Raw genomic sequence first — 12704 nt, 5'->3', positions numbered from 1 at the left:
AGGGTGGCTCAGCGCGTGGCGGCGGGGGGCGCCTGCGCAGTGGTTTCAATCAATTGGACGGCGCCGATGGCATACAGGGGGCCACGGATCGGCGCGGTGAAGCGCAGGCACAGATCGTGGATGCCGGTGCGTGCAGGCAGTGCGGTTTCCAGGGTGAATTGTTCGCCCAGGGTGTCGCTGCGCGGCAGCTGCACGCTGGCGATCAGCTCGCCGTCGCAGCCCAGGCGCACTTCCAGCTCACCGCCGCGGGTCTTGGCCGGGTATTGCACGACCTTGGATTGCTCGTGCGCCAGGCCGAAGTTGTTGGGCAGGCGTGCGGCGTCGATGCGGATGGCGCCGATACCGTCCAGCCGTGCCTGCGGATACAGGCGGCAGGCATGGAACAGGTCGACGTTGTACACCGGCGTGTCGGCGCCGGTCATCTCCGGCAACAGCGGCAGGCGCAAGCCGAGCGCGCTGGTGTCGACGCAGTGCTGCAATCCCTGCGTATCCACCCGCAACAAGCTCGCGCGATCGAAGGTACGGCTGCGCGTGGCCGCCAGCGGCGTGCCGCCCGCATCGAACGTGGTGGCCTTGACCGTGGTCGGCAATTGAATCGCGAACGGCGCGCTGTAGCGCGGCGATGCCGGCGTGGGCTCGCTGCCGTCGATGGTGTAGTGCAGCATGCCCGCGCCGGCTTGCGTGCTCAGCGCCACCTTGGCCGGCCCGCCGGCGAGCACCGGATTAGATCCGCCTTCCAACGCGATATCGGCTGCGAAGGCGCCGTCGCTATAGTCGATGCCCAGCGCCTTGTAGCGCTGCAGCTGCGCTGGCATGCGCGCCAGAAAGCTGTCCCAGTTGCGCGCTGCCGGCGGCGACCAGGTCACTTCCGCTACCGCAGCCAGCCGCGGAAACAGGGCGTGATCCACATGCCAGCGCGAGGGGATGTATTCGGACCACAGCGCGCCTTGTGCGCCCAGTACATGCCTGGCCTGTTCGGCGCCGAGCTCGGCCGGCACCGGGTCGAATGCGTAGACCTTGGACAGCGGCAATACGGTCAGGCGACCGTTCGGTTCATCGCTGCGCGTGGTTTGCAGGTTGTCCAGATAGAGCCAGTCGCCCGGCGCCAGCACCACATCGTGGCCCTGCTTTGCTGCGGTCACTGCACCTTCGATGCCGCGCCACGACATCACCGACGCACTGGCCGGCACGCCGCCTTCCAGAATTTCATCCCAGCCGATCATGCGCCGGCCGTGCTGGGTGAGGTAGGCCGCCAGCTGTTCGTTGAACCAGCCTTGCATCGCATGCGCGTCCTTGACCCCGAGCTTGCGCATCTGCGCGCGCACCGCCGGCGAGGCCTCCCATTGATCCTTCACCGCCTCATCGCCACCGATGTGGATGTAGGTCGACGGGAACAACGTCAGCACTTCGTCCAGCACGTTGGTGATGAAGGTCAGGCTGCGTTCGCTGGTGTTGAACAGGTAGGGGTTGACGCCCCAGTCCACGCCCACCTGCGTGCGTGCGCCGGGTACGCCCACTTCCTCGGGATAGGCAGCAACGGCCGCCTGCGCATGGCCGGGCATGTCCAGTTCGGGCAGCACGGTGATATGCAGGCGCGCCGCATAGGCGACGATCTCGCTGATCTGTTCCTGTGTGTAGAAGCCGCCATAACGCTGCGGCGTGCCGTGCTGGCCGGCGCCGGGCGGTGTACGCCATGCGCCCACCTCGGTGAGCTTGGGATAGCGCTTGATCTCGATGCGCCAGCCTTGGTCATCGGTGAGATGCCAATGCAGCACGTTGAGCTTGTGCAGGGCCATCGTATCGAGCACATGCTTGACCGTGTCCACATCATGGAAATGCCGGGCCACATCCAGATGCTGGCCGCGCCAGCTGAAACGCGGCCAGTCGCGGATCGCCACCGCCGGCACCTGGACCTCGCCCTTGCGTGCATCCGGTGTCATCAATTGCCAGGCGCTGATTGCGCCATACAACAAGCCGGCACCATCGCGCGCGGTGATACGCATGCCCTTGGCATCTGCCTCCAGGCTGTAGCCTTCCTTGTGCACCACCGGAGCCTGCGCGCTGCGCTCCAGGCGGATACTGCCCGGCGATGCGCTGGTTTCGGCGCGCACTTCCAAGCGCAGCCCACGCGTGCGTTGCAGCAGGTCGGCCAGATGTTCGGCACTGCGCCGTGCATCGGCGTCGCCGGGCACGATCGAGATCACCGTGCCGGCGCCCACCGTGAAGCTGCCGCTACCGCGTTTGACCTCGACTGCTGCGGGAATCAGTGGCAACGGAGTACCCGCCGTGCTTGCGGTTTCCGCGGCAGGGGTGCCCGCCGTGGCAGCGGCCGGCGAGGTGCCTGGCGCACGTTGCCCGCAGCCGGCCAGCGACATCGCTGCGAACGCAAGCGCAAGCAGGCGCGAGGAGAACGGCGCGACGGCTGTCAGGCGAGCAATGGGTGCGGAGTTCGACATCATGCAATCACATCCCGGTATGGCGGCGGTACACGGCAGCCACGCACAGTAGCAAAGCCGTGTCGGAAGACGCAGTGACTGGCGCACGCTTCGTCCCGTTGCGCAGCGGGGGCGCTGCGTGATCATGCGATCACGTCAGTGGGAGCGGTCGCTGCGAAACGGGCGCGGGCAACGCTGGAACCGGACTGCAACCACGCAGTCCAATTCCTTGCACCAACCGCGCCCGCCTGATCACTATGCCGTCGTCGCGTCGGCTGCGCTTAGCGCTGCGCAGTCGGCAGCTCGTCCCACACCTTCGGGTCTTCGGCGCCCAGCACCCAGCAGCTGAAGCCTTCCAGGCCGTATTGCTTGGTCAGCTCGTAACGTGCCTTGAAGCTACGTGCGTCCGGGCGGAATACCCACTCGCGCATGTCGTCGCGATAGAAGTAGAACCACGATTCCTGCTCGACCGGATCCCACTGCACGGTGGCGTTCTGTTCCTGCGCCAGTGGGAACGACTCGTCCGCATCGATATACGTTGCGGAAATATTCGATGCCTCGGTACCGTCTTCCTTCACCGGGTTGCCGGTGTACCAGCGGTAGCCGTAGGTGGCGATACCCAGCGACAGCTTGTCTTTCGGTACCTGGGTGATGGCGTAATCCAGGTGCTTCTTCATCCACACCATGCCATCGACCGGGCCGGGCGTGGTCCAGCGCGTGTGCTGGTCGTAGGTCATCAGGCTGACCAGATCCACCGCCTGGCCCAGCGCCTTGAGGTCGTACGCGCCGCGCCAGTATTCCCACATCCACTTGGAGAACTGGCCGCCTTCGGCATAACCCGGTGCATTCGGCACCACGGCGACCGACATCTTGAACCCGGCCTTGTGCAGCGCATCTGCGGTCTGCTTGACCATCAGCGTGTAGGCGTCGCGGTCGGTCCAGGCGATGTTTTCGAAATCGAACTGGAAGCCGTAGTACTTGTGCTGCTTGCCGTGGATGAGCAGCGATTCGATCATGCGCTTCTTGGCGGCTTCGTCATGCATCAGCTTGTGGAAGCCTTCGCGACCGGTGGTCATCGACAGGATCGGCATCACCCGCAACTTGTGCTGCTTGGCGATGTCGTACAGATACATGTTGGGGGTGCCGTTGACCAGGCCGTTCTGGTCCACGCCATACCAGGTGGGCACCACCACATCGATCTTGTCGACGTTGGCGATGAACGAGTTGGTCGATTTCTGCGTGTTCATCAGATAGAACAACGCCGTGGGGTTTTTGGCCAAGGCCGGGGCGCAGGCAAATGCCAGCGCGAGCAACATCCAGGTCAATCGCTTGCTCATGAAAGACAACATCCGTCAGGGAGTGGGGGAAGAAAGGTCGATGCGGAACACATAGGCGCTCTCGCCAACCGGCTTGACCGGCAGGCGCAGATGCAGGCCGTCGGCGCGTTGTTCGAACGGGATCTTCTTGCCGTTTGCCAGCAAGGTCACAGCGCGCACGCCGTCGGCGGCCTTGAGCGAGCGGATCACCGCCTCGCCATTGCTCGGCCAGCCGAGTTCGATCGCATACAGCGCGCCGTCGCGCGTGGTGAAGCGGAAATCTTCGGAGGTGTACGGCTTGGTCTTGATGTCCTGGAAGGTGCCGCCCACCACTTCCGTGGGGCCTTCGCCATACACGCGCCACGGCTTGCTGTCGTAGATCGCGGCGCCGTTGGTCTTGAGCCACTTGCCGATCGCCAGCAGGATGCCGCGCTCGGTGTCCGGGATCGAGCCATCGGCGCGCGGGCCGATGTTGAGCATCAGGTTGCCGTTCTTGGCCACCACGTCGGCCAGCATGTGGATGATGAAGGTGGGCGACTTATAGGTGTCGTTCTCGATGTAGCCCCACGAGGCATTGCTGACCGAGGTGTCGGTCTGCCAATGCGTGGGGTGGATGCCGGTGAGCTGGCCGCGCTCGATATCCAGCGTGCCAGCGCCTTCCGGGAAGGCGCCGAGCTTGTAGTTCACCACCACGCCGCGGTCGGCCTCGGTACGCGCTGCGCCCTGGTTGTAGTAATACGCCAACATCGTCGGCAGGCTGCGGCGGAAGGTGGGGTGGGCAATCCACCAATCGAAATAGATCAGGTCCGGTTGATAGGTGTCGATCAACTCGGTAGTGCGCGCCAGCCAATCGTCCAGCCAGGCCTGCGAGACCGGCGTCCAGTCGTTGGCCACATCGGCATCGTCCTTGCCCGGCAAGCGCACCTGCGCCGGACCGTACAGCGCGGCGTAACGCGGATCGTTGACGTCCGAATCGAACTTGCGCCCGCCATCGAAGAACCAGTTGTGTTCGGCGCGGTGCGATGACAGCCCGAAATGCAGCCCCTGCGCGCGAATGGCCTTGGACAGCTCGCCCAGCAGGTCGCGCTTGGGCCCCATCTTCATCGCGGTCCAGTCGGACAACTTCGAGTCGTACAGCGCAAAACCATCGTGGTGTTCGGCGACCGGCACCACATAGCGCGCACCGGATTGCCGAAACAGCTTGGCCCAGCCAGTCGAGTCGAACTTGGGCGCGGTGAACTTGGGAATCAGGTCCTTGTAGCCGCTGCTGGCCTGCGGCCCGTAGGTGGCCACATGATGGGCGAATTCCTTGGAGCCTTGCAGATACATGTTGCGCGAATACCACTCGCTACCGAACGCCGGCACCGAGAACACGCCCCAGTGGATGAAGATGCCGAACTTGGCGTTGTCGTACCACGCCGGCGATTGATACGCCTTCAGTGCCGCCCAGTCGGGACGGAACGGGCCCTTGCGCGCGCCGGCTTCGGCTTCGCGCACCAGGCGCTCGCGTTCGGGCGCATAGGCAGCGGTGGCATCGAGCCACTGCTGGTCGATCGCTTCGGGGCTGAGCGTGGTGGCGGTGGGGGCGGTCGGCGATTGCGCCGCGTTGACGTGCAGCGTGGGCAGCGCGAGCAAGAGAGCGAACGCGAGCATTCGGCTCCTGGGTGCAGCTCCGGCGTGGCGGCGGGATGGAGCCGCCAACTGGCGGCTATCGGTCGTCATGGGAACTGCACTCCTGTAAGCGAAACGCGTCGGTCATGCTGCGGCCGCGCGTGGATGGCGAAAGCGGGCCTGGCCATGCCCCCTCGGCAGCGAAGGGGCGTGGCCAGTACCACTCCTTGATGCGACATCGACCTGCCGCTGCGGACAGCGACAGGTCCAAAAAAAAAGCGCGCCACCGTGGAGGGTCGGTGGCGCGCCTGTGCCACATCAGAACTTGAAGTTCAGCTGGGCCTGGTAGCCGCGGCCGTTCTTGTAGAACGCCGTCGGGGTGTCCCTGGTTCCGCTGTACAAGCGGTAGGTGGAATCCAGCAGGTTGGTGGCGCCGAAGGTGAGACCCATGTAGTCGGTGATCTGATACGAGGCGGTCAAATCCAGCTGCTTGTAGCTGTCCGCGAAGTCTTCCGAGCCCAGGCGTCCGATCTGGGTGAAGTACTTGGAGCGGTAGCTGTAGTTCACGCGCACTGTCCAGTCGCCGTGTTCCCAATACGGAATCACGTTGTAGGTGTCGCGCGACAGGTAGGGCAGGTTCAAGCCGGTGCTCGCATCGGATTTGGCAAACGTGTAGTTCGCCTGCAAGCCGAAACCGAGGCCGAACGCCTGCTGGTAGTTGATCGATGCGCCCTTGACCTTTGCATCGGAAACGTTGACCGGCGTGGTCACCTGGTAGACGCCCGCCACTGCCGGCGGCGCCGGATTGAGCTGCTGGCTGACCGTGGTGTTGACGATGTAGGAGCTGATGTCGCGATAGAACACTTCACCGGACAGCATGCTGGATGGCGCGAAATACCATTCGGCAGCCAGATCGTAGTTGGTGGATTCGTATGGTTTCAGATCCGGGTTACCACCGTTGGCGGTCAGGTTGCCGTTGCCGCTGTTGATGGTGAACGAACCGGCCAGATCGGCATAACGCGGACGTGCGATGACCTTGGCAGCGGAGAAGCGCAGCACGGTATCGTCGGTGACGTCATAGGCGATGTTGAAGCTCGGCAGCGCCTTGCGGTAGTCGTTGGTCTCGGCAACACGGCTGAAGGTGGTGCCGCCGTCCTGGCTCTGCCAGTACTCGGACTTGTCGGTGGTATCAACCAGACGCACGCCAACGTTACCGCGCCACTTGCCGGTCTCGTAGTTCAACTGCGTGTAGAAGTTCTGCGTGATTTCCTTCACGTCGAACGAGGAGCCGAAGTCGGTACGGTACGGACCCTGCGGCTGCGACAGCAGATAGTTGCGGACCGAACTCAGGCTGGCGGTCGGCCAGGTGGTCAGGTCGCCACTTGCACCCAGGCCGTCGTAAAGACCGCTCGGGGTGGTGCCCGGGTTGAACTGGGTCAGCGACACCGGATCGGTGGTGTTGATGCGGTTGCCGCGTGCGTCTACACCATTGTTATGGTTGATGTACTTGTAGCCGAACAGCAGCTTGGTGAACGGGCCAACCGCCAGGTCGCGTGCGGCATCCCACTGGAAATATTTCTCTTCGTCCTTGCTCTTCTGATAGAAGATGCCGCCCGCCTGCGTGGCGCTGGCATCTTGCGAACCCGGTGCAAGGCCTGCCGGCGAGCCGGGCAGCGTCCAGTTCGATGCACCACCATTGGCGTAATTGACTGCGGTGTGCGAACCGTCGAAGTCGTAGTTGTAGCCGCCATCGGTCATCAAAAACTTCATCAGGTATTCGGGGTTCTTGCCGCCCGTTGCCTGGGTGTCGCCAACCTGGGTGGTGAACACCCACTTTTCACCCGACCAGTCGTGACGCAGGTTCAGGCTCTTGGTGGTCACGGTGCTCTCGCGATAGTTCGCATCCAGCTGCGCGTATGGCTGATCGTTGACGCCACCGCGGGTGTTGTCCGATACCGTGGCCGAGGACACCACGCCGTTCTCGACGTTGGCGCTGGTGATCTTCTGGATGTCGTTGTTACAGGCCGGGCAGACGTAACGCGATTCGCTGAAGTTGTTGTACTTGCCCTTGATGTACAGACCGGTCAGGTTGAATTCGTTCTGGTCGTTCGGCTTCCACTGCAACGCACCTTGCACGCCGCTGCGTTCGCGGGTCTGCTGGAAGAATGCGCTGTTGATACCGGCCGGTACGCGCGCGGTGGCCACATCGCTGCCATCGCCGGTGATGGTGGCGGTCGGCGGAATGTTGGCACCGGTGGTGTAGCCGAAGTATTCGATACCGGCGCGCGCCAGGTCCTGCTTGTCGTGCGTGGCCGAAATCAACGCGCCGAAGGTCTCGTCGTCGTTCTTCCAGCTCCACAGCGCCGAACCGCGCGGATTGCCTTCTTCGGAGCGGTCGTTGTAGTTGTAGCCGATCGAGCCGCGGATGGTGTTCTTGGGCAGGTCCAGCGGCTTGCGGGTGTGCACGATCACGGTGCCGCCGATCGAGCCTTCGTCGATGCGCGCTTCGGGGGTCTTGTAGACCTCCATCAGGCCGATGATTTCCGGCGACAGCAGCGTGTAGTTGAAGGTGCGGCCGCTGGTGTCGGTCGGGTTGCCGCCCCAATCGCCCGAGGCGATGGTCTGGCCATTGAGCAGCACGCGGTTCAATGCCGGGTCGGTGCCGTTGATGCTGACCTTTTCGCCTTCGCCGAACTGGCGGTCGACGCTGATACCCGGAAGATGCGATAGCGATTCGGCCGCATTGACGTCCGGGAACTTGCCGATGTCTTCGGCGCTGATCGCATCGACGATGGAGTTGGCCGAGCGCTTGACCGCCTGGCTCTTCTCCAGCGACGCGCGGTAGCCGGTGACGGTGATGGTATCCAGCTCGGTGGTGGCCGACGGCGTGCTGGCCGGGGCTTGTTGTTCTTGTCCGGCAGCCATTGCAGAGCCGGAGCAGTACAGAGCGGCGGTGATACAGAGTGCTAACGTCGTGGTGCGGCTGTGCATGGCTAAACCTCATTGGTTAGTGCTGTGAGCGCGCTGCCCTGCAGTAGGACGCAACGCGCTCGGCGTGGCCGGCAAAACAACACGCCCTGACCGATCGCGGTGATTGCGCTGGCACGCTTCTTTCGAAGCAGTAGTGCAGGCGATTCGCGTGGTGAAGGAGGTGTCCCCCGTGTGGTGAAGCGGTGGAGCTAAACGCACATCAGCGAGCGGGAACGTCTGGCGACGCACGACTCGCGAATCTGGAATGCCAGGCGAGGGAATGCCCGTTCTTCAGTACCGAACAGTCCATGGCCCCTCCTGCCAGAACTCCGATTTGAATCGAGTCTCGCGTAGCGCTGACAGCGTTGTCAACACGTCGTCACAGATCTCTGATGTGGCTGCGATTGCGCTGCAATGCAGCATTTCCGGGCGAAAGCGAACGCTGCGCTGCAGCATTTTGCGCAATGCGCTTTGCGAACGCGACTGCTACCATCGGCGCGTACTATCGTAAATATCGAAACGACACTGGTTCGCTCTGGAGTTGTGCAGGAATCGCCATTACGCCTGCGGATTTTTGGCGAATGATGCGCGTCGTTCCACCTGGGACGAGTCGCGGTTGATACGGTTGCGTTACGAGGCGATTGCTGACAACGTTGTCTACCCGTTTGCCGTTCGTCGGAGAACGGGCCACGCCGCCAGCCGCCGGCACTGATCAGGAGAATGCGTGAGCGCAAGCAGTCCAATGGAAGCGGTGGCCTTTCCGCGCCCCGAAACCTTCGTTGCCGCCGATGTGGGCGGGACGCATGTGCGCCTGGCGCTGGTATGCGAAAGCAATGACGCAGGCAAGCCGGTCACGGTGCTGGACTACCGCAAATACCGCTGCGCCGACTATCCAGGCCTTGCCGACATCATGGCCGCGTTCTTCGCAGAACTGGGGTGTGCGCCAGTACGCCGGGGCGTGATCGCCAGCGCCGGCTATGCGCTGGAAGACGGCAGCGTGATCACCACCAATCTGCCCTGGGTGCTGGCGCCGGAGCAGATTCGCCGCCAGCTCGGCATGCAGGCCCTGCATCTGGTCAACGATTTCGAAGCGGTCGCCTATGCGGCCAATTACATGATCGGCAACCAGGTCATGCAATTGTCTGGCCCGGCGCAAGGTGCCGCAGGCCCGGCCTTGGTGCTTGGTCCGGGCACGGGCCTGGGCGCGGCGCTGTGGATCCCCAACGGTGCCGATCCGGTGGTGCTGCCCACCGAAGCCGGCCACGCTGCACTGGCGCCGGCCAGCGATCTGGAAATGGCGCTGCTGCAGGAACTGCGGCGCACGCGCACCCACGTGGGTACCGAAACGCTGTTGTCCGGCCCAGGCCTGTTGAATCTCTACACCGCGCTGGCTGCGTTGCGCGGCGACCCCGTGCTGCACGCCAGCCCGGCCGATATCACCGCGGCCGCAATGGCCGGCAACGATGGATTGGCGCACGACGCTCTGCAGGCGTTTTGCGGCTTTATGGGTAGCGTGGTCGGCGACCTGATGCTGCTGTATGGCGTGCGCAGTGGCGTCTATCTGGCTGGCGGGTTCCTGCCGCAAATCGCCACCTTCATTGCCGCTAGCGATTTTGTCGCGCGCCTGCTCGACAAGGGCGCCTTGCGTCCCGCGCTGGAACAGGTGCCGGTGAGCATCGTCGAGCACGGCCAGCTTGGCGTCATCGGCGCGGCCAGCTGGTTCCTGCAGCACGGCCGCTGAGCGTTTGCACATCGGCAGGTGCAGCAATCCGGCTGCACCAGATCGATCACCTCCGCACCCGTAGGAGTGCACCCGGGCGCGATGAGGGGTTACCGATAAACGCCCTGTCGCGCCCCGGTGCGCTCCTACGAGACAGCGCGGGTGTCAGGCCGGGACGCGGTGGACGGAGCCGTCAACATGCAAGGGGCGACGCTATGCCGAGCAAATTCCCGCATCCCCGTAGGAGCGCACCCGGGCGCGATGAGGCCTTACCGATAAACGCCCTGTCGCGCCCAGGTGCGCTCCTACGAGACAGCGCGGGTGTCAGGTCGGGACGCGGTGGACGGAGCCGTCAGCATGCAAGGGGCGACGCTATGCCGAGCAAAGCCCGCATCCCCGTAGGAGCGTACCCGGACCCGTAGGAGCGCACCCGGGCGCGATGAGGCTTTACCGATAAACGCCCGGCCGCGCCCCGGTGCGCTCCTACAGTGTCATGGCGCTACAGGTCCCCGAACCGCGACTGCAGCGCCGCAATCGCCGCCAGCCCCGCCGTTTCGGTGCGCAGAATGCGTGGCCCCAGCTGCAGGCCGCTGAAGCCCGCCTCGGTAAGCAGCGCGCGATCGCGCGGCGACCAGCCGCCTTCCGGCCCGATCGCCACGACGATGTGTTGCTGGACGCTCGATGCCAACGTGCCCAGGCGATGCTCGCCCTGTGGGTCCAGCGTCAGCCGTAACGCATGCGCATCGCTGGCCTGCGCCGCGTCCTGCAAGCCCTGCGGCGCGGCCACGCTGGGGAGACGTGCACGGCCGGATTGCTCGCAGGCCGACACCACCACGCTGCGCCAGTGCGCCACGCGTTTTTCGGTACGCGCCGCATCGAGCTTGACCTCGGTACGCTCGGCGATCACCGGTACGATCGCCGCAACGCCCAGCTCGGTGGCCTTCTGCAAAATTAGGTCCATCTTCTCGCCGCGCGCGATGCCTTGCATCAAGGTGATGCGCAGCGGCGATTCGTTGGAGAGCGGCTCGACGCGTTCTACCAGCGCACGTGCATCGCGCTTGCCCGCCACGGTGATGCGTGCGTGGTAGTCGCTGCCGTCGCCGTTGAACAGGATGCAGGCATCGCCCTCGCGCAGCCGCAGTACCCGCAGCAGGTGATTGGCCGACTCTTCCGGCAATGTCACTTCCTGGTCGCAGTGCATCGGCAGCGCGACATGCGAACGGGTCAGGCGCATGCCATCGCCTCCGTGATGGCATGCCGGGTGGTTTCGGCCAGCAACGCAAGCTGCGCCTCGTCCACGCAATACGGCGGCATCCAGTACAGCACGTCGCCGAGCGGGCGCAGCACCACGCCTTTTTCGAGCGCCGCGCGATACGCCTTCAGGCCGAAGCGTGCGGCAGACGCAAATGGCGTGCGCTTGTCGCCGCCCTGGGTCAGCTCGAACGCCACGATCATGCCGGCCTGGCGCACGTCCGCCACGGCCGGATGTTCGCCGATCTGCGCAGCAAGCTCGCGCATGCGCGCGGCGATGGGTCTGTTGCGCGCGATCACGTCGTCGTCTGCGAAGATCTTCAAGGTCGCCAGCGCCGCCGCACATGCCAGCGGGTTGCCGGTGTAGCTGTGCGAATGCAGGAACGCACGCTCGCGCGAATCGTCCAGAAACGCGTCGTACAACTGCTGCGTGGCCAGCACCGCCGACAGCGGCATGAAGCCGCCGGTCAGCCCCTTCGAGAGGCATAGCAGGTCGGGCATCACGCCGGTCTGTTCGCAGGCGAACAAGGTGCCGGTACGGCCGAAACCGGTGGCGATCTCGTCGGCGATCAAGAATGCGCCATGGGCATCGCACAATTCGCGCGCGCGGCGCAGATACGCCGGGTGGTACATGCGCATCCCGCCCGCGCATTGCACGCGCGGCTCCAGGATCAGCGCACAGATTTCGCCGGGCGAGCGTTCGAACAGGGCCTGCAACGCATCGGCTGCCTGCAGCGCATGGTCTTCGGCGCTTTGCCCCGGCTCGGCCAGGTAGGCATCGGGCGAGGGCGTGAACATCGCCTCCAGCAGCAGCGGCGCATACACGCGCCGGTATAGCGGAATATCGCCAACCGACAGCGCGCCGATGGTCTCGCCGTGGTAACCATTCTCCAGTGCGATGAACCGTGTCCGCCGGTGGTCGCCGCGATTGTGGAAGTAATGAAAGGCCATCTTCAGCGCCACCTCCACGCCCGCCGATCCGTTGTCGGCGTAGAACACCTTGGACAACGGTGCACGCCCGGCCTGGCGCGGCGCGATCGCCAGCAACTGCTCGGCCAGTTGCACGGCCGGCGGATGCGTGAAGCCGGCCAGCATCACCTGTTCCAGTTCACCGGCCTGGCGCGCGATGGCCGCGCCGATGCGCGGTTCGGTATGACCGAACAGGTTGGTCCACCAGCTGCTCCCCGCGTCCAGGTAGCGGCGGCCGTCATGGCCGACCAGCCATGCGCCTTCGCCACGCGCGATCGGCACCAGCGGCAGCGTATGCGGGTGCTCACGCATCTGCGTGCAGGGGTGCCACACCACCGCAAGATCGCGTTGCCGCCAATGTTCGGCAGTTTGTGCGGCTGCAGGGTCTGCTAGGATTTCGGGTTCATGGACATGTCGATGCATCCGCCTATT

At 64.5% G+C, this 12704-nt stretch carries 7 protein-coding genes; 1 reads left to right on the top strand and 6 read right to left on the bottom strand.

The window, feature by feature from the left end; translation table 11 throughout:
- Positions 1-8: 8 nt before the first annotated feature.
- The 4 genes from FLG15_RS15400 to FLG15_RS15385 all read right to left on the bottom strand — a co-directional run bounded on the left by FLG15_RS15400 (position 9) and on the right by FLG15_RS15385 (position 8353).
- Positions 9-2459, bottom strand: coding sequence for a family 20 glycosylhydrolase (locus FLG15_RS15400; RefSeq protein ID WP_209225513.1), 2451 nt, complete (start codon positions 2457-2459; stop codon positions 9-11).
- A 257-nt stretch (positions 2460-2716) separates the two neighbouring features.
- Positions 2717-3784: a glycosyl hydrolase family 18 protein gene (locus tag FLG15_RS15395; RefSeq protein ID WP_017155577.1), complete on the bottom strand. Its 1068-nt coding sequence runs from the start codon at positions 3782-3784 to the stop codon at positions 2717-2719.
- 3 nt (positions 3785-3787) lie between these two features.
- Positions 3788-5473 carry an alpha-L-fucosidase gene (locus FLG15_RS15390; protein WP_150146716.1) on the bottom strand — a complete coding sequence of 562 codons (1686 nt, stop codon included), beginning with the start codon at positions 5471-5473 and terminating at the stop codon, positions 3788-3790.
- 207 nt (positions 5474-5680) lie between these two features.
- Positions 5681-8353 carry a TonB-dependent receptor gene (locus FLG15_RS15385; protein WP_057679788.1) on the bottom strand — a complete coding sequence of 891 codons (2673 nt, stop codon included), beginning with the start codon at positions 8351-8353 and terminating at the stop codon, positions 5681-5683.
- A 721-nt stretch (positions 8354-9074) separates the two neighbouring features.
- Between FLG15_RS15385 and FLG15_RS15380 the strand changes: the two genes are divergently transcribed.
- Positions 9075-10073, top strand: coding sequence for a glucokinase family protein (locus FLG15_RS15380; RefSeq protein WP_170922406.1), 999 nt, complete (start codon positions 9075-9077; stop codon positions 10071-10073).
- A gap of 478 nt (positions 10074-10551) precedes the next feature.
- Here the strand turns inward: FLG15_RS15380 and FLG15_RS15375 are convergent, their stop codons facing one another.
- Positions 10552-11286: a 16S rRNA (uracil(1498)-N(3))-methyltransferase gene (locus tag FLG15_RS15375; RefSeq protein ID WP_057679790.1), complete on the bottom strand. Its 735-nt coding sequence runs from the start codon at positions 11284-11286 to the stop codon at positions 10552-10554.
- The gene (gene bioA, locus FLG15_RS15370) at positions 11277-12695 is read right to left on the bottom strand and encodes an adenosylmethionine--8-amino-7-oxononanoate transaminase (RefSeq protein WP_150146713.1); all 1419 of its coding nucleotides are present in this window, start codon (positions 12693-12695) and stop codon (positions 11277-11279) included. The genes FLG15_RS15375 and bioA overlap by 10 nt, the downstream gene beginning before the upstream one ends.
- Between the last annotated feature and the right edge of the window lie 9 nt (positions 12696-12704).

Origin of the sequence: Xanthomonas phaseoli pv. dieffenbachiae, from assembly GCF_008639345.1 — a bacterium.
Taxonomy (GTDB): domain Bacteria; phylum Pseudomonadota; class Gammaproteobacteria; order Xanthomonadales; family Xanthomonadaceae; genus Xanthomonas; species Xanthomonas phaseoli.
Note: the sequence above shows the minus strand (reverse complement) of the source record. Positions and strands in the feature narration are given on the sequence as shown.